The organism is Stenotrophomonas sp. STEN063 (assembly GCF_056854515.1).
The window spans coordinates 93,374-110,293 of the sequence record NZ_JBXFWF010000003.1; the positions used below are offsets into that span (position 1 = coordinate 93,374).

A 16,920-nucleotide genomic window follows, 5' to 3' on the forward strand; every position below is an offset into this window, starting at 1 on the left:
CAGCCAAGGCAGTATTCACCAGCGGGCGCCAACCAGCCTTGGTTCGGGTTCAATCGGTACGCCGAACATCTCCAGCACGGCCGCCGATACGCGCCGCGCAAACGCCAGCAGCTCGGCGCCGGTGGCATTGCCATGGTTGACCAGCACCAGGGCGTGGTTGGGCGAAACGCCGGCATCACCGTCGCGCTGGCCCTTGAAGCCGGCCTGCTCGATCATCCATGCCGCCGATACCTTGCGATTGCGTACATCGTTGCCGGGGAACACGGGCAGCTCGGGGTAGTACTGCAGCAGCACGTCGATCTGTTCCAGCGGCAGGATCGGGTTCTTGAAGAAGCTGCCGGCATTGCCGAGTACATCCGGGTCAGGCAGCTTGCGTTGACGGATGGCGATGACGGCATTGGCCACGTCGGCCGAGACCGGGAATTCAATTCCCATGGTCTGCAGCTCCTCGCGGATGCCGGCATAGTCCAGCTGCAGCTCGTGCAGCAGTGGCAGACGGAACTCGACGGCGGTGATCAGGTAGCGATCAGCCTCATGCTTGAACAGGCTGTCGCGGTAGCCGAAGCGGCAGGCTTCCTGGTCCAGGCGCACCCAGACCTGTTCCTGCCGGTCCCAGGCCTCGACGACCTGGATGAACTCACCGACCTGGGCGCCATAGGCACCGATGTTCTGGATTGGCGCGGCGCCGACAGTGCCGGGGATCAGTGCCAGGTTCTCAAGGCCGGACAGGCCTTCGTTCAAGGACCACATCACCAGTTCGTGCCAGATCACGCCAGCGCCTGCGCGGACGATGGTGTGGTCGGCGCGGTGTTCCAGCGCGTTGATCTCGCGGTTGTCGAACACCAGCACCACATCTTCCGGATTGGCGGCCAGCAGCACGTTGCTGCCGCTGCCAAGCACCAGCAGGTCTGCCGCACCGATGGCGGCCAACGCTTCAGGCAGGGCGATGGGATCGGCGATACGCAACATGCGCGGTGCACAGGCGTCGACATGGAAGGTGTTGAGGTGGCGCAGTGGAGCGTTCTCGGTCAACGACCAAGCTGGGGCGGCATTCGTCATAGCGGAGCGACGGCGCCTCCCGACGGGGATTCGCGACGGCGACGGATGGCATTCACGCAGTCGCCGATCAGGCCTGGGCCCTGGAAGATCAGCCCGCTATAGCACTGCACCAGGGTCGCGCCAGCTGCCATCTTGGCGACAGCATCCGCGCCCGAACTGATGCCGCCGACGCCGATCAACGGTACCGACTCGGGCAGGCGCGCACGCAGGCGCCGCAAGACCAGGGTGGATTGGCCGAGCAAGGGCGCGCCGGACAGGCCACCGATTTCCTTGGACAGTGGATCCGCTTCGACCGTGGGCCGGCCGATGGTAGTGTTGGTGGCGATGACGCCATCCACGCCCAGCTCGCCGAGTACGCGGGCGGCGGCATCGATGTCGCGGTCACTCAGGTCCGGCGCCACCTTGACCAGCATCGGCACGCGCTTGCCGTGCTTGGCCGCCAGTTGCTCCTGCGCCTCGCGCAGGCCGCCAACCAGTCGCCGCAATGCCTGCTCTTCCTGCAGCTCACGCAGGCCTGCGGTATTGGGTGAGGAGATGTTGACGGTGATGTAGTCGGCCAGCGGATAGACCTTTTCCATGCAGGTCAGGTAATCGGACAGCGCGTCCTCGTTGGGCGTGTCCTTGTTCTTGCCGATGTTGATGCCGAGCGGGCCGGGACGGTGCTTGACCGCCTCCACGTTCTTCACCAGTGCATCAACGCCGAGGTTGTTGAAACCCATGCGGTTGATGATGGCGTTGTGCCGAGGTAGCCGGAACAGGCGTGGCTTGGGGCTGCCGGCCTGCGGGCGCGGGGTGATGGTGCCGATCTCGACATAGCCGAAGCCCAATGCAAACAGGGCTTCGATGTGCTCGCCGTTCTTGTCCAGGCCAGCGGCCAGACCAACCGGGTTGGGAAAGCTCAGGCCGAACGCCGGGGTGGGAAGCGGCTTGATGCGGCCGGCAATCAGCGGCGTGGTGCCGGTGCGCCAGGCAAGATCCAGCGCGGACAGGCCCAAGCCGTGCGCGCGCTCGGCATCAAGGGTGAACAGGAAGGGGCGGGCAATGGAATACATAAGCTCAGTTCAGCGTGCCAACAAAGGCGCGGGTTTGGTACTCAAAGGCAACCTTGCCATCGACCGCATGCGCATCAAACAGGCGCTGCAGGGCCTCCAGCATCGGGACGTGACGTTCGTGGCCGGCTTGTGGCGCGTACGAGGAGGACAGCAACCGGCCGCGCAGGCCGTCGTAGTCCAGGTGCTGCACATTCGGCAGGTGGACCAGACCGAGCAGCCCATCGCCGAACCAGTCGCGCATGGTCTGGTCGTCCTGGTAGCGCTCGGCGACCTCGGTGTAGTCGGTGCCGTAGTCCAGCAGCAGCTGCTCGTAGCCGGCGAGGAACGGCGAGGCATCGAGCAGGCGTGAGTTCCAGTACACCAGGGCCAGTCCGCCCGGACGCAGGATGCGCATCCATTCGCGGCGTACCGCATTGGTATCGAACCAGTGGAATGCCTGCGCGGCCGCGACCAGATCAACGCTGTGGTCGGCCAGGGTGGTGGCCTCGGCGGTGCCGGCGACGGACTGCAGCTGCGGATATCCGGGCAGCAGCCATTGTTCAGCGGCGGCGCGCATTGCGGCATTGGGCTCAACCGCGATCAGCGGATGGCCTGCAGCCAGGAACAGCTCGCTGGAGATACCGGTGCCGGAACCGATATCGGCGACCAGGGCAGAGCGGGGCAGGCCGATATCGTGGTGCAGCCATTCCAGCAGCGTGGACGGATAGCCCGGGCGATAGCGCACATAGTCTGCTACCCGGCTGCTGAAACGTTGGGTTGAATCGGATTGCCCCATGCCGGCCTCAGGAGTGCATCGCCGCGAGGCCAGCCAGGCCACCGAAGAACACCAGGATGGCGATGAAACAGATGATGCCGATCAGCCACAGCGCGGTGGCCAGCCAGCCCAGCACCAGCCCAGCCACGGCCAGGCCATCGCCTTCCAGTTGACCGTTGCTGCGGCGGATTTCGCCACGTGCCATATGGCCGAAGATGATGGCGCAGATGCTGCCGATGGCGGGCAACAAGGTCCAGCCAAGGATGCCGGCGACCAGGCTGATCACGGCGTAGCTGCTGGTCTGGCGAGGTGCAGGAATGCTCATCGGGAACTCCGTTTCAGCTGTAGAAAGCCCCTCTCCCGCACGCGGGAGAGGGGTTGGGGTGAGGGCAGCTTTACAGCTGGGAACTCTCCCGATTCAACGCCCCGACCAAAGCCAGGGCAGGCACCATCAAAGATCGAACTTGATGCCCTGGGCCAGCGGCAGCGAGTCGGAGTAGTTGATGGTGTTGGTCTGGCGGCGCATATAGACCTTCCATGCATCCGAACCGGACTCGCGACCACCGCCGGTGTCCTTTTCGCCACCGAAAGCGCCACCGATCTCCGCACCGGACGTGCCGATGTTGATGTTGGCGATGCCGCAGTCGCTGCCGGCAGCCGACAGGAACTTTTCGGCGGTCTTCAGGTTCTGGGTGAAGATCGACGAGGACAGGCCCTGCGGCACGCCGTTCTGCATGTCGATGGCTTCGTCCAGCGTGCTGTACTTCATCACGTACAGGATCGGCGCGAAGGTCTCGTGCTGGACGATTTCATCGCTGTTCTTCAGACCGGTGACAATCGCTGGCAGCACGAAGTTGCCAGCGCGGTCGATGGCGGTGCCGCCGGTCTCGACGGTGCCACCGGCAGCCTTGGCCTTGGCGATCGAGGCCAGGAACTGCTGCACGGCTTCCGGGCTGTTCAACGGGCCCATCAGGTTGGCGGCGTCGGTCGGGTCACCGATCTTGCCTTCGACCTGCTTGTAGGCCTTGATCAGCGTGGCCAGCACGTTGTCGTAGATGGATTCATGCACGATCAGGCGGCGAGTGGTGGTGCAGCGCTGGCCGGCGGTGCCGACGGCGCCGAACACGATGCCCGGCACGGCCAGCTTCTGGTCGGCGGTCTCGTCCATGATGATGGCGTTGTTGCCGCCCAGTTCCAGCAGGCAGCGGCCCAGACGCTGGGCAACCTTCTGGTTGACGGTGCGGCCGACCTGGGTGGAACCGGTGAACGAGATCAGCGGCACGCGGCGATCGTCGACCATCTTCTCCGACAGCGCGGTGCCGGCATCGTTGATCAGGAAGAACAGGTCCGGGAAGCCGCCGTCCTTCAGCGCCTCATTGCAGATCTTCATCGTTGCAATGGCGGTCAGCGGGGTCTTGTTGGACGGCTTCCAGATGCAGATGTCGCCACAGATGGCAGCCAGGAACGCATTCCAGCTCCACACCGCCACCGGGAAGTTGAAGGCCGAGATGATGCCGACCAGACCCAGCGGGTGGTACTGCTCGTACATGCGGTGGCCGGGGCGCTCGGAATGCATGGTGTAGCCGTACAGCATGCGGCTCTGGCCCAGTGCGAAGTCGGCGATGTCGATCATCTCCTGCACTTCACCGTCGCCTTCCGGCTTGGACTTGCCCATTTCCAGCGCGACCAGCGAGCCCAGCGCGTCCTTGTGCTTGCGCAGTGCTTCACCGCACAGACGCACGGCTTCGCCGCGGCGCGGTGCCGGGGTGGTGCGCCATACCTTGTAGGCTTCCTGCGCGCGGGCGATGACGGTTTCGTAGTCAACTTCGGTCGTCGCCTGGACCTCGGCGATCACTTCGCCGGTGGTCGGGTTCTGCGGCTTGAGGACGCCCGCGCCGGTGGCGGCGGACCATTCCCCGTTGCCCATGTAGGTGCCAGCGTTGGTGGCATCCAGCGCCAAGGCCTTGAGCAGCTCGGAAGACATTCAAACTCCTGTTTCTTAACGTTATTTTGGCGCCGTCGGAAACTGCGGGTGGGGGCGACGGAGTGAGTGCCACATAGTATCAGAGTGAACCGATTGGCCCCGTGCGGCTTGGTCGGGTTGATGGGGCAGGCTGTGCCGGCGGCAGGGGCTGTGCGGATGATGGGCGTTGCCTCGGCCGTGGCTGCCAACCCTGTTGCTGGCGGCCGTTTTCAGCCATATTCGCCACCCTTGATAGGGGTTTCCCCTGCTTGAACAGGATAGACAGATGAACGTGACGATTTCGGACGGGGTAGTGGTTGGCAACAAGCTGCCCTTCGTGCTGTTTGGTGGGCTGAATGTGCTGGAGGACCTGGATTCCACCCTCTATGCCGCCGAGCGCTACGTGGAGGTCACCCGCAAGCTGGGCATCCCGTACGTGTTCAAGGCCTCGTTCGACAAGGCTAACCGCTCCTCGATCACCTCCTTCCGTGGCGTTGGCCTGGAAGAGGGGCTGCGCATCTTCGAGCAGGTCAAACAGCGCTTTGGCGTGCCGGTGATCACCGACGTGCATGAAGTGGCGCAGGCCGCGCCGGTCGCAGAAGTGGTCGACGTGCTGCAGATTCCGGCCTTCCTGGCCCGCCAGACCGATCTGGTCACGGCCATCGCCCGCACCGGCCGTGCGGTCAACATCAAGAAGCCGCAGTTCCTCAGCCCGACCCAGATCAAGCACATCGTCAGCAAGATCCGCGAGGCGGGCAACGAGCAGATCATCCTGTGCGAACGTGGTGCCCAGTTCGGCTACGACAACCTGGTCGTGGACATGCTTGGCTTCCGCGAGATGATCGAAGCCACCGGCGGCCTGCCGGCGATCTTCGACGTCACCCACAGTCTGCAGCGCCGCGACGCTGGCAGCGAAGCCTCCGGTGGCCGTCGTCGCCAGGTCGTCGAACTTGCCCGCGCTGGCATGGCAGTAGGAATTGCTGGCCTGTTCCTTGAGGCACATCCGGACCCGGATAACGCGCGCTGCGATGGTCCAAGTGCATTGCCGTTGGATGTGCTGGAGCCTTTCCTGGCGCAGATCAAGGCGCTGGACGATATGGTCAAGGCGTTCCCGGTGCTGGACATCGCGTGATCCGCCCGGGCCGGTGGCTGCTGCGCAGCCCCGGCCTCAAGCAGGCCCCTCTCTTACGTCCGTAGTGTTTCATGCAGGCACGTTTGTGGCACACGGATGGAAGAGGGGTCGATGCATCATTTGAAAAGCAGTTTGGGCTTGGCGCTGTGCGGACTCCTGCTGAGCTCCGCAGGTCATGCTGCGCCCGGGGTCAGTGGGCAGATACACAGTTCATTGACGGTGGTGCCTGCATGTGAGGTCAACGGAACGACCGCCAGTTCCAACCTCGATTTTGGTTCGTTGAACTTCGGGGCCACCAGTGCGTTGATGCAGCCGGCCGGTACCCAGGTGTTGAAACCTGATGGGGGCGCCATGAGCATCCGCTGTGCGGCAGGATTCGTTCCGGTGCTCAAGATGCGGGCGGGCCGCAATGACGGTCAGGCATCGACAGGCAGCAGGGCATTGCACGATGGTGCGGGTCACTATGTCGGCTATGACCTGTACACGGATGCCGGTTTCAACAATCTGTTGCCGATAGAAGGAGTCATCAACCTGGCGGTCAGCAATGGCGCGGCACAGACCTTGAATCTCTACGGCAAAGTCTCGGCGGCAGCGGGCTTGCCGCCAGGCACCTATACCGATTCGATAGCTGTCGAACTGTCGTTCTGATTTGCTCTTACGCAGGTCCGCTAGGGTAGGCAGATCGCAGGTGGCGCACGGCTGCCTGTATTGCCGCTCAAATGGGGAGTTCGAATGAAATACAGGAACATCCGCGTTGCACTGTTCGCTGGCGGCTTGTTGTTCGCTTCGATGGCACAGGCTGGCACCGTCACCGGCCGGATCAATTCTTCATTGGTGCTGATCAGCTCCTGCCAGGTGAATGGCTCGACCGCATCAACCAATGTAAATTTTGGTGCCTTGAATTTCGGTACGCAAACGGCGCTTTTCACCCAGGCCGGAGCGCAGGTGCTTGCAGGTGGTGGTGGCACCATGTCGATACTGTGCTCGAGTGGTGCCATTCCGGTGATGCGGATCCAGGCAGGCAGCAATGATGGGCAGTCCTCCGGCGGCACGCGGGCGTTGTCGAATGGGGCGGGCAGCTTTGTTCCCTATGACATTTACACTGATTCCGGTCTAAGCACTGTTCTGCCGATCAATGGCACGATTACCTTGCCCACCAGTACCGGTGCTGCTCAGACAATCAATCTGTATGGCAAGGCAGTTGGCAAGGCAGGGCTGACGCCAGGGACGTACACGGACAGCATTTTGGTGGAACTGTCCTTTTGATCGTGCGGCGGTGGATGCTTCCGGTTCTGGTGGTTGCATATCTGGCTGCATTGACCGGTGAGGTGATCGCTGCGCCCCGCGCCGACATGCAGGTCAGTGCGGAGGTCGTTGGCGGCTGCGAGGTGGCCGCCGGCCAGTGGGGGACACTTGATTACGGAACGCGGGCTGCGCTGAACACCGAGCCCGCTGCTGCCAGCTTGTCCAGCACGGTGCAGATCAGGTGTACACCGGGCATGCAATTGTCGATGCAGGTGGACGGCGGACAGCACGGCCGCCAGCTGCAGCGCGACGGCGGTGGTGAGCGCATCCCCTATCAATTGTTCAGCGACGCAGCCAGAGGCGTGCTGCTGCCGATAGATCAATCCGTGCCCGTGCCGCTGGGCGGCGCAGGCGTGGTGACGCTGCCCATCCATGCGGAGTTGAGCGTGCCAGCGCACTCGCCCGCAGGTATTTACAGCGATGTGTTGCAGGTTCAATTGATCTGGTAAGTGCGGTTCTCAGGGGGATGAATGTTGTTCATTAGGTATCTGGCGGTGGCCGTTGTGCTCGCTGCGTCGATGTTGTCGGTTGATGGCGCGCGTGCCGCAAGTTCGGTGCTGATCTGGCCGGTGGATCCGGTGCTGGCAGAGGGTCGGCAGAGCACGGCGTTGTGGCTGGAGAACAAGGGCGATAGCCCGATCAGCCTGCAGGTGCGTGTGCTGGCGTGGTCGCAACAGGATTTTGATGACCAGTACCAGAACCAACGCCAGGTGATCGGCATCCCGCAGATCGCACAGATCGAGCCCGGGCAGAAGCAGTTGGTACGTATCACCCGCCTGACGCCGACGCCTGCAGGTCAGCAGCAGGCATTCCGGGTGATGATCGACGAGATCCCGACAACGGTGGCGACCGATGCCGCTGCCGCACCCGGGGTGCGTTTCAATATGCGCTATGTCATTCCGTTGTTTGTCTATGGTGCGGGCCTGACAGCCGGCGATGCGGGTCAAGGGGTACGCGATGCAAGCGGCGCGCAGGTGCGTCCGCAGCTCGGGGTGCAGCAAGTCAGCGTGGACGGCAAGGCTTACCTGCAGGTTCGCAATGACGGACCAATACACGCGCGGTTGACCGAAGCCTCCATCGAACAGGGCGGCAGGCAGCAGCTGTTGCACGACGGTTTGATGGGCTACGTGTTGCCGGGTGCAAGCATGCGCTGGCCACTGCCAGCAGCAGAAGGCCATCCCGCAGTGCTGTTGGTGCGCGTCAATGGCGCGCAGCAGCCGCAACGCCTTGTCCTTGAGTGATGGTTCGCATGATGTTGAATGAGCGAAGCGTCAGTCGCGTGGCGCTTGGGCGTACAGGGGGCGGGGCGACGAACGGCTGCCAGCGGGCTGCACCGCCGTGCGGGCGGTTGTCACGCGCCGTGCGGCAAGGTCTGTGGATGCACCTGCTGGCATTGAGCGTGGTGCCGGTATTGCCGGCTGCAGCGGTGGGGTTGCCGCTGCCAGCGTTCGATGCACAGGACGCCGCACCGCTTCCATTGCATCTGGATCTGGTGGTCAACCAAGTGGAAACGGGCCGGCAGATTGTGGTTGAGGAGCGGGGTGGGCGACTCCATGCCAGCGCGGCGGCATTGGCCGGTGCCGGTATCAACCTGCCACATCCGGCCACAGATGACATTGCGCTGGAAGATGTGCCTGGCCTGCACGCGCATTACGACCGGGCACTGCTGCGGCTGGTGCTGGAGGTGCCGCCTGCGTGGTTGGCCACGCAGACCATCAGCTATCGCGCCACGGCACCGCGCATGGCGGCGCAGGCAAGCCCGGGTGCGATGATCAACTACGACATCTACGCAAGTGACGTCGACCTTGGCGGCAGCTACCTTGCAGCCTGGAACGAGCTGCGTGTCTTCGGTGCTGCTGGCAGCCTGACCAATACAGGGCAGTTCCGCCACATCGTCAGCGGCGGCAAGGGGCAGCAGGAAGGGTATCTGCGCTACGACACCACCTGGCGCTACTCCGACGAGACCCGGCTGCTGACCTATGAAGCCGGTGATGTGATCACCGCAGCGTTGCCGTGGAGCAGCTCGGTGCGGCTGGGCGGCGTGCAGTTCTCACGTGATTTCAGCGTGCGGCCGGATCTTGTGACCTATCCGTTGCCGCAATTTGCCGGCGAGGTGGCCGTGCCGACCGCGCTGGACCTGTTCGTCAATGGCTATAAGTCCTCCAGTACGCAGCTGAGCCCTGGCCCCTATACGCTGACCAATATTCCGCTGATCAACGGCGCCGGCGAAGCGGTGGTGGTCACTACTGACGCATTGGGCCGGCAGGTCTCGACGACCCTGCCGTTCTACGTCAGCACCCGGCTGCTGCAGCCGGGGCTGGTCGATTTCTCGGTGGCAGCAGGCAATCTGCGCGAAGACTACGGCATCCGCAATTTCAGCTACGGCAAGGCGGCGGGCAGCGCCACACTGCGCTACGGCGTGGTGGACTGGCTGACTCTGGAAGGGCACGCCGAAGCCGCACGGCAGCTATCGTTGGCCGGCGCCGGTGCCAACCTGCGCGTGGCCAACGCCGGTGTTGTGAACGCGGCAGTGAGCCAGAGCCACTTCAATGGACGACAGGCCCGCCAGCTCGCGTTTGGCTACCAGTTCAACGCTCCCCGCTACAGCTTTAGTTATCAGCGCATGCAGCGGCAGGCCGGCTATGCGGATCTGGGCGCGATCAATGCCCAGACGCTGCGTACCAGTCGCGGCAGCCAGCAGGCGACCGCCAGCCTCCGTATGGGTACATGGGGCAGCGCGGGTCTTGGCTATTTCGATGTCCGCAATTCGGACGACTCGCGCAGCCGATTGCTCAATCTGTCCTGGACCCGTTCGTCGCGGTCAGGGATGAGCCTGTATATGTCGGCCAACCGTGATCTTGATGCCCATGGCTGGGCGGCGATGGCGCAGCTGATGGTGCCGATGGGCGGGCGGGCCACGCTGGCGTTGTCCGCCGAGCGCGACAACAACGGGGACTGGGTTGAACGCGTGAACTATGGGCGCCAGGCGCCCACGAGCGGCGGCTTCGGTTACAACCTTGGCTATGCGCATGGCGGTGCCGAGGACTACCGTCAGCTGGATGCGACCTGGCGCGGTGACCTGCTGCAGGTGCAGGCAGGCACCTACGGCAGCCGTTCCAACATAACCCGTTGGGCCGATGTCAGCGGCTCGGCGGTATGGATGGATGGGCGGATGTTTGCCGGTAACCGCGTGGACGACGCATTCGTGGTGGTCAGTACCAAGGGCCAGGCAGGGATCCCCGTGCGCTACGAAAACCAGGAGGTCGGCCGAACCGGCGCTAGCGGGCATCTGCTGGTGCCATGGACCAGCGCCTACTATCCGGGCAAGTACGAGATCGACCTGCTGGGATCGTCAGCGGATGTGCGCAGTGCGCTGGTGGAGGCACGGGTGATGGTGCGTGCGCGCAGTGGCTATCTATTGGAGTTCCCGGTTGTCCGTTCCCGCGCCGCCAGTGTGGTCCTCACCGATGCACAGGGGGCGGTGCTGCCGATGGGCACGCGCGTGCAGCATGTGGAAAGCGGGGTGCATACGGTGGTTGGCTGGGACGGGCTGGTGTATCTGGAGCGTCTGGACGAGGTCAATCATCTTCAGGTGATGCAGGCCAGTGGAGAGAGTTGCGTGGCGATGTTCAAGGCCGATGACGACGACGCGGCGGTGATGGTGCCTGCCCCCCTGGTGTGCCGATGAGCGGGCTGGCGCGTGTGGTGGGGTTGTTCCTGCTGTGTGCGGGAACGGGGCAGGCCGCGGCGGCGTGTTCAACGGGTAATGCAAAATCCGCGGATTTCGGGGCAGTGGGCTCCGTTGCCCTGGGTGCCGCGGCGCAGACGACCTCCACGCGTGACGCAGGCATCGAATGCAGCGGCCAGGTCCTGCAACCCTGGGAGGCGCAGGACACCTATTTCCGCGTGACCTTCAGTTCTGCCAACGCTGGCTTGCTGGGACCGACCGGGGATTTACTGAGCTACCAGCTGTACGCCTCGGCGGACAGGAACAACGGCGCAGCATTGATCCCTGCGGTGCCATTGGACCTGGTTGGGCAGGGTGTAATCGACGCACTGGGGTTGTTGCAGAGTGCAAGCGGCAAGGCGATGCCGTTGTATCTGGCGGCAGCCGGCGGCAGCAATGTCGCCGCAGGCAATTACGAGGACACCGCGACCCTGGCCTGGGAGTGGCGTTACTGTACGGCCAGCTCGGGTGGCGGGGTCTGCTCGTCATATGACACCGGCAGTGGCGTGACGACAGTCCCGGTCAACCTGGTGGTGCAGAACGACTGCAGTATCGCTGCGCCGGATCTGGATTTCGGTACTGCAGCGCTTCCCTCGGCATTTGCCGTGGTCAACGGCAGCATCTCGGTTACCTGCACCAAAGGCAGTGCCTACAGCGTCGGCCTGGGGGACGGGCAGAACCTGGCGGCGGCACGGCGCAACATGCGTTCGGCGCAGGGGGAGCTGCTGGCCTACGATCTGTTCCAGGGTGTCAGCGGTATACGGTGGGGCAGCGTGGACACCGAGCGGCGCTCCAGCGCCGGCGCTGATGTCAATCCGGGCCCCGGTGCGGGCGTGGGCAGGCAGGTCTTCAACTACAACGCGAAGGTCTATGCGGATCAGGCCCCGGTGCCTGTGGGACGCTACGTGGATACCGTTCTGGTCGACATTGCTTTCTGAACCGGCAGCGTCGACTGTGCCGTTTGCGAAGATCAGGACGATATCAGGACTTTGTCCATGTTCACGCTTGGTTGTATCCTTGCGTATTCGGCTCCGTAGCTCAGTTGGATAGAGCGGTCCCCTCCTAAGGGACAGGTCGCACGTTCGAATCGTGTCGGGGCCACCACCCTCGCATGGCCGACGGCCCAGCGCCGCACTGCCTGTTCCGCGGTGCCCGCTATGCATGCAGACGATTCCCTGAGCTTCCGCAGCTATGGCTGTACCGGTCATGGCCATCGGCATGCGCACGTGCAATTGGTCCTGCCGCTGCACGGCATGCTGGAGCTTGAGGTGGAGGGTCGCGGTGGGTGGCTGGACCTGCAGCGTGCGGCGTTTGTCGCGCCCGGTGCCTTGCATGTGCAGCAGGCGCAGGGGCGCAACCGTTTCCTGATCGTGGACTGCGATGCATCGCGGCTGGACGACGCGCAGCTGGAAGCCGGGCTGCAACGCCCATTCTTTGTCCTGCCGCCGGCGGCGAGGCATCTGCTGGCCTATGTGGAGCAGGCGGCGGAGGGGCGGACGCAGTTGGCGCCGGCCTTGACGCGGCAGGTGCTGCCATTGCTGCTGGATGCGGTTCTCGCGCAGGGCCGGCAACGCCGCGATGGGCGACTGCAGGCCTTGTGCGAGCGGATCCGTCTCGCCCCAGGGCAGGACTGGTCGCTGGCGCGCATGGCGAATGAGGCGGGGTTGGGCCTGACCGCACTGCACGCAGCGTTCCGTCGTGAACTGGACTGCAGCCCTGTCCAGTGGCTGCACCGCCAACGCCTGGAATGGGCGCAGCAGCGGATCGCCGAAGGTCTACTACCACTGGCACGGATTGCACAGCAGGCTGGCTACTCCGACCAGAGTGCGCTCACCCGGGCCATGCGCCGCGAACTTGGCATCACCCCGGGACGCTACCGGCGGCAGTTGCAGGCGTAGCCTTGGCAAAAAGCGGCGAAGCCTGGGTCAATACACAGGGCTGCAGTGGTCGGAAACTGTGGCGGGTGCTGAGGACGTGGGTGGTTTGATGAAAGATCGGATGGCGGGCGGTATCGCCAATGGTGTTGCCTCGGGTGCGCTGTGGGGCCTGGTGTTCCTTGCGCCCGCAGTATTGTCGGATTTCTCCCCGTTGCAGTTGGCTGCGGCGCGGTATCTGGTCTATGGGCTGATCGCGATCGTATTGCTGGTGCCGCGCTGGCCGGCGCTGCGCGCCCACATTGGCAAGGTCGAATGGACGGCGCTCACCTGGTTGAGCCTGCTCGGCAATCTGATCTATTTCGTGCTGCTGTCGCTATGCGTGCAATGGAGTGGCGGCGCGGCGGCGGCGCTGATCGTTGGCATGGTGCCGGTGTTGGTAGCGGTGGTTGGTGCGCGCGAGCCAGGCGCTGTCCCGCTGATCCGGCTGGCCCCGGCACTGGTGCTGTGCGTGGCGGGGGTGGTGCTGATGGGAGTCGAAGCCATGGGCTCCACCCATGTCCAGGGCAACCCGGGCCAGCGCTTGATCGGGCTGCTGTGCGGGGTCGGCGCGCTGTTGTCGTGGACGGCCTATTCGGTGGGCAATACCCGTTGGTTGGCCAAGGTGCCCGATGTATCCGGACACGACTGGTCGCTGCTGACGGGCGTGGCAACCGGCGGTCTGGCCTTGCTGCTGGCACCGGTCGCCTTTGCCGACGGCGCAGCGGGACATTCGGGACGTGAATGGGCGGGCTTCTGGGCGATGGCCGCTGCGGTGGCGGTGTTTGCCTCGATCCTGGGCAATGCCTGCTGGAACCGCGCCAGCCGCGCGCTGCCGTTGACCCTGGGTGGTCAGATGATCGTGTTCGAGACCTTGTTCGGGCTGCTCTACGGCTTCCTGTGGCAGCAGCGCTGGCCAGTGGCAATCGAGATTGTTGCTGCGCTGTGCCTGCTGGTCGGCGTGGTGTGGAGCGCCGCGGCGCACCGGCCGAAGGCGGTAACGGCAGCTTCGGCCTGAGAATCCTGCGCAGTCAGGTGGCGAAAGCAGGACTGAGATGCTGCTTTCGATTGCTTGCGGGCGATAGTTGGCCTGCACGTTCCGCAGGCAGCGCCCGCAGCAGTGAACCAGCTGTTGCGCGCTGCTTGTCAGTTAAATGCGCGACGTTCGCGCTTGATGACATTTGCAACTTTTAGCTGCAGGTTTGGCGACGTTGCCTTTATCTGTGTTTTTGCAACGCAGCACTTGACAGCCTGATCCCGGCTGTTGTCTCTTGAAGGCCATGAACAGCCCGCAGCCCCTCGTCAGCCTCCTGCAGTCGCCTACCGGCGGCCAGGTGCGCGTGCCCGGGTTCGGCGGCGCCATTACCACCACCACTATTACCGTCACCATTAGCCCGGTGCGGCCCGTCGTCTTCGCGTAATTTCCGAAAACCACGGCCCCGCACCCGGATCAGGATGCGGGGGAACCCCATCAAGATGCGTGTCGGGGCCTCCAGCCGAGGTTCTTCCGATGTCGTCAGTTGCTGCTTCTCCCGCCGATTCCGCCGCGAACGCTGCCGTTCGCACTGTCGTGCACAAATTCGGCGGCACTTCGGTGGCCGATGCCGAACGTTACCGTCATGTGGCGCAGCTGTTGCTGGCCCGCGACGAGACCGTGCAGGTGACCGTGGTGTCGGCGATGAAGGGCGTGACCGACGCGCTGATCGGTCTGGCCAAGGCGGCGGCTGCAGCCGATCCGGCTTGGGACGACCGTTGGCATGAGTTGCGGGCGCGCCATCGTGGTGCCGCCGTGGCGCTGCTGGGAGAGCACTCCGGGCTGACCATCGAGTGGCTGGATGCGCGTTTCGAGCGTCTGCGCGAGATTCTGGCGGCGTTGGCCGTGATTGGTGAGTTGCCGCAGGAAGTGCTGGACCGCGTGCAGGGCCTGGGCGAAGTGTTCTCGGCCCACCTGTTGGGTCATCACCTGCAGGCCTTGGGCGAAGACGCCGACATCCTGGATGCGCGCGACGTCCTGGTGGTCAACCATGGCGAGCTTGGCGTTGATGTCGATTGGAAGTCCAGCGCTGCCAAGCTGGCGTTGTGGCGCGAATCGCATCCGGCGCAGCGGCTGGTGGTTACCGGTTTTGTCGCCCGCGACCGCAAGGGCAACATCACCACCTTGGGGCGCAATGGCAGTGATTTCTCCGGCGCCATCTTTGCCGCCTTGTTTGCCGCCGACGAACTGCATATCTGGACCGACGTCGATGGCGTGCTCTCGGCTGACCCGCGGGTGGTTCCGGAAGCAGTGCAACTGGACGCACTGAGCTATGACGAAGCCTGCGAACTGGCTTACTTCGGTGCCAAGGTGGTGCATCCGCAGACCATGTCGCCGGCCATCGAGCGCGGTCTGCCGATCATCATCCGCAACACCTTCCATCCGGATCATCCGGGTACCCGCATCACTGCCGACAGCTCCAGCAGTGGTCCGATCAAGGGCCTGACCCTGAGTGCGGACCTTGCGGTATTGAATGTCGAAGGTACCGGCCTGATCGGTGTGCCAGGTACCGCCGAACGCGTGTTCTCGGCGCTGCGCAACGCGCATGTGTCGGTGGTGATGATCTCGCAGGGTTCCTCGGAACATTCGATCTGCTGCGTGGTGAAACAGGCCGAGGCGGAGTTCGCCCGTGACGCACTGACCCAGGCGTTCTCGCACGAGTTGGCAGCGGGCCAGGTGCAGCGCGTGCAGCTCACCAGCGGGGTGAGCGTGCTTGCAGCGGTGGGTGATGGCATGGCCGGCCAGCCGGGCGTTGCCGCACGTCTGTTCGAATCGCTGGGTCGCGCACAGGTCAATATCCTGGCCATCGCGCAGGGCTCGTCCGAACGCAATATCTCGGTCGCGATCGAAGCCTGCGATGCGACCAAGGCGCTGCGCGCCGCGCACGCCGGCTTCTGGTTGTCGCCACAGACCTTCTCGGTCGGCGTGATCGGGCCGGGCAATGTCGGTGCAGCCTTGCTTGAGCAGTTGTATGCGTCCGAAGCGGCGCTGCTGGCCAGGGCCAAGCTGGATCTGCGTCTGCGTGCGGTCGCCTCGCGCAACCGCATGGTGCTCGACCAGCGTGGCATGCACGGCAACTGGAAGGCCGCATTCGACTCGGCAGCGCTGCCGAATGATCTTGATCTGTTCACCGAGCACCTGTTGTCGGCGCGTCTTCCGCATACGCTGATCATCGATTGCAGTGGCAGTGCCGAAGTCGCCGATCGCTATGCCGGCTGGTTGGCCGCTGGCATCCATGTGGTCACCCCGAACAAGCAGGCTGGCTCCGGTCCGCTGGCGCGCTACCAGGCGATCCGCGAGGCGGCGGCGTCTACCGGCGCACGCTTCCGCTATGAAGCCACGGTGGGCGCGGGTCTGCCGGTGATCACCACGCTGCGCGATCTGGTCGATACCGGTGATGACGTGACGGCGATCGCCGGTATTTTCTCCGGCACGCTGGCCTGGTTGTTCAACAAATACGATGGCAGCGTGCCGTTCTCCGAGCTGGTAACGCAGGCGCGTGGCATGGGCTACACCGAGCCGGATCCGCGTGACGACCTGTCCGGCGTGGATGTGGCCCGCAAGCTGGTGATCCTCGCCCGCGAAGCCGGGTATGAGTTGAGCCTGGAAGACGTGGCGGTGGAAAGCCTGGTGCCCGCTGCATTGCAGGGCGCGAGCGTCGACGATTTCATGGCACGCCTGCATGAAGTGGACGCGGGCTTCGCGCAACGCCTGGCCGATGCGCGTGCGCGTGGCAATGTGCTGCGCTATGTCGCCCAGTTCAAACCGGGGCAGCAGCCCAGCGTTGGCCTTGTGGAGCTGCCCGGTGAGCATGCCTTCGCAAACCTGCGCCTGACCGACAACGTGGTGCAGTTCACCACCCGTCGTTATTGCGACAACCCCCTGGTGGTGCAGGGCCCGGGTGCTGGCCCGGAAGTGACGGCGGCCGGCGTGTTTGCCGATGTGCTGCGAGTGGCGGCTGGCGAGGGAGCGCGATTGTGA

At 64.2% G+C, this 16,920-nt stretch carries 15 protein-coding genes and 1 tRNA gene; 11 read left to right on the forward strand and 5 right to left on the reverse strand.

Annotation, left to right across the window (positions count from 1 at the left end):
* Window positions 1-15 precede the first annotated feature (15 nt).
* From murB to amaB, 5 genes are all read right to left on the reverse strand, one after another.
* Window positions 16-1,059 carry a UDP-N-acetylmuramate dehydrogenase gene (gene murB / locus AC1VWL_RS01900; protein WP_482985527.1) on the reverse strand — a complete coding sequence of 348 codons (1,044 nt, stop codon included), beginning with the start codon at window positions 1,057-1,059 and terminating at the stop codon, window positions 16-18.
* Window positions 1,056-2,111 carry a quinone-dependent dihydroorotate dehydrogenase gene (locus tag AC1VWL_RS01905; protein WP_482985528.1) on the reverse strand — a complete coding sequence of 352 codons (1,056 nt, stop codon included), beginning with the start codon at window positions 2,109-2,111 and terminating at the stop codon, window positions 1,056-1,058. Before AC1VWL_RS01905 ends, murB begins: the two co-directional genes overlap by 4 nt.
* 4 nt (window positions 2,112-2,115) lie before the next feature.
* Window positions 2,116-2,886 (reverse strand): class I SAM-dependent methyltransferase, encoded by a 771-nt coding sequence (locus AC1VWL_RS01910; protein WP_482985529.1) that lies wholly within the window; start codon window positions 2,884-2,886, stop codon window positions 2,116-2,118.
* Window positions 2,887-2,893: 7 nt separating this feature from the next.
* Window positions 2,894-3,190, reverse strand: coding sequence for a DUF4190 domain-containing protein (locus tag AC1VWL_RS01915; protein ID WP_282269011.1), 297 nt, complete (start codon window positions 3,188-3,190; stop codon window positions 2,894-2,896).
* A gap of 126 nt (window positions 3,191-3,316) precedes the next feature.
* Window positions 3,317-4,849, reverse strand: a complete 1,533-nt coding sequence (gene amaB / locus AC1VWL_RS01920) for an L-piperidine-6-carboxylate dehydrogenase (protein WP_482985530.1) — start codon at window positions 4,847-4,849, stop codon at window positions 3,317-3,319.
* 265 nt (window positions 4,850-5,114) lie between these two features.
* On the opposite strand from amaB, the gene kdsA reads away from it, so the two are divergent.
* From kdsA to thrA, 11 genes are all read left to right on the forward strand, one after another.
* On the forward strand, window positions 5,115-5,960 hold the full coding sequence (kdsA, locus tag AC1VWL_RS01925) for a 3-deoxy-8-phosphooctulonate synthase (RefSeq protein ID WP_282269007.1): 846 nt from the start codon (window positions 5,115-5,117) through the stop codon (window positions 5,958-5,960).
* 111 nt (window positions 5,961-6,071) lie between these two features.
* Window positions 6,072-6,608 (forward strand): Csu type fimbrial protein, encoded by a 537-nt coding sequence (locus AC1VWL_RS01930; RefSeq protein WP_482985531.1) that lies wholly within the window; start codon window positions 6,072-6,074, stop codon window positions 6,606-6,608.
* A gap of 84 nt (window positions 6,609-6,692) precedes the next feature.
* Window positions 6,693-7,226, forward strand: a complete 534-nt coding sequence (locus AC1VWL_RS01935; RefSeq protein ID WP_482985532.1) for a Csu type fimbrial protein — start codon at window positions 6,693-6,695, stop codon at window positions 7,224-7,226.
* Window positions 7,227-7,240: 14 nt separating this feature from the next.
* Entirely contained in the window at window positions 7,241-7,714 is a 474-nt protein-coding gene (locus AC1VWL_RS01940) for a Csu type fimbrial protein (RefSeq protein WP_482985533.1), read from the forward strand.
* 21 nt (window positions 7,715-7,735) lie between these two features.
* Window positions 7,736-8,506, forward strand: a complete 771-nt coding sequence (locus tag AC1VWL_RS01945; RefSeq protein WP_482985534.1) for a fimbrial biogenesis chaperone — start codon at window positions 7,736-7,738, stop codon at window positions 8,504-8,506.
* Window positions 8,507-8,625: 119 nt separating this feature from the next.
* Window positions 8,626-10,953 (forward strand): fimbria/pilus outer membrane usher protein, encoded by a 2,328-nt coding sequence (locus tag AC1VWL_RS01950; protein WP_482985535.1) that lies wholly within the window; start codon window positions 8,626-8,628, stop codon window positions 10,951-10,953.
* Entirely contained in the window at window positions 10,950-11,930 is a 981-nt protein-coding gene (locus AC1VWL_RS01955; RefSeq protein WP_482985536.1) for a Csu type fimbrial protein, read from the forward strand. Before AC1VWL_RS01950 ends, AC1VWL_RS01955 begins: the two co-directional genes overlap by 4 nt.
* 89 nt (window positions 11,931-12,019) lie before the next feature.
* Window positions 12,020-12,096 (forward strand) — tRNA-Arg (locus AC1VWL_RS01960).
* A gap of 53 nt (window positions 12,097-12,149) precedes the next feature.
* Window positions 12,150-12,890 carry a helix-turn-helix domain-containing protein gene (locus AC1VWL_RS01965; RefSeq protein WP_482985537.1) on the forward strand — a complete coding sequence of 247 codons (741 nt, stop codon included), beginning with the start codon at window positions 12,150-12,152 and terminating at the stop codon, window positions 12,888-12,890.
* 88 nt (window positions 12,891-12,978) lie between these two features.
* A complete protein-coding gene (locus tag AC1VWL_RS01970) occupies window positions 12,979-13,923 on the forward strand; it encodes a DMT family transporter (RefSeq protein WP_482985538.1) in 945 nt (314 codons plus the stop codon).
* A gap of 492 nt (window positions 13,924-14,415) precedes the next feature.
* On the forward strand, window positions 14,416-16,920 hold the full coding sequence (gene thrA, locus AC1VWL_RS01975) for a bifunctional aspartate kinase/homoserine dehydrogenase I (RefSeq protein ID WP_296250602.1): 2,505 nt from the start codon (window positions 14,416-14,418) through the stop codon (window positions 16,918-16,920).

What these genes read in the sequence shown, in the direction of transcription:
- murB (WP_482985527.1), bottom strand. Translation starts at nt 1,059, where the DNA reads ATGACGAATGCCGCCCCAGCTTGGTCGTTGACCGAGAACGCTCCACTG.
- AC1VWL_RS01905 (WP_482985528.1), bottom strand. Translation starts at nt 2,111, where the DNA reads ATGTATTCCATTGCCCGCCCCTTCCTGTTCACCCTTGATGCCGAGCGC.
- AC1VWL_RS01910 (WP_482985529.1), bottom strand. Translation starts at nt 2,886, where the DNA reads ATGGGGCAATCCGATTCAACCCAACGTTTCAGCAGCCGGGTAGCAGAC.
- AC1VWL_RS01915 (WP_282269011.1), bottom strand. Translation starts at nt 3,190, where the DNA reads ATGAGCATTCCTGCACCTCGCCAGACCAGCAGCTACGCCGTGATCAGC.
- amaB (WP_482985530.1), bottom strand. Translation starts at nt 4,849, where the DNA reads ATGTCTTCCGAGCTGCTCAAGGCCTTGGCGCTGGATGCCACCAACGCT.
- kdsA (WP_282269007.1), top strand. Translation starts at nt 5,115, where the DNA reads ATGAACGTGACGATTTCGGACGGGGTAGTGGTTGGCAACAAGCTGCCC.
- AC1VWL_RS01930 (WP_482985531.1), top strand. Translation starts at nt 6,072, where the DNA reads ATGCATCATTTGAAAAGCAGTTTGGGCTTGGCGCTGTGCGGACTCCTG.
- AC1VWL_RS01935 (WP_482985532.1), top strand. Translation starts at nt 6,693, where the DNA reads ATGAAATACAGGAACATCCGCGTTGCACTGTTCGCTGGCGGCTTGTTG.
- AC1VWL_RS01940 (WP_482985533.1), top strand. Translation starts at nt 7,241, where the DNA reads ATGCTTCCGGTTCTGGTGGTTGCATATCTGGCTGCATTGACCGGTGAG.
- AC1VWL_RS01945 (WP_482985534.1), top strand. Translation starts at nt 7,736, where the DNA reads ATGTTGTTCATTAGGTATCTGGCGGTGGCCGTTGTGCTCGCTGCGTCG.
- AC1VWL_RS01955 (WP_482985536.1), top strand. Translation starts at nt 10,950, where the DNA reads ATGAGCGGGCTGGCGCGTGTGGTGGGGTTGTTCCTGCTGTGTGCGGGA.
- AC1VWL_RS01965 (WP_482985537.1), top strand. Translation starts at nt 12,150, where the DNA reads ATGCATGCAGACGATTCCCTGAGCTTCCGCAGCTATGGCTGTACCGGT.
- AC1VWL_RS01970 (WP_482985538.1), top strand. Translation starts at nt 12,979, where the DNA reads ATGAAAGATCGGATGGCGGGCGGTATCGCCAATGGTGTTGCCTCGGGT.
- thrA (WP_296250602.1), top strand. Translation starts at nt 14,416, where the DNA reads ATGTCGTCAGTTGCTGCTTCTCCCGCCGATTCCGCCGCGAACGCTGCC.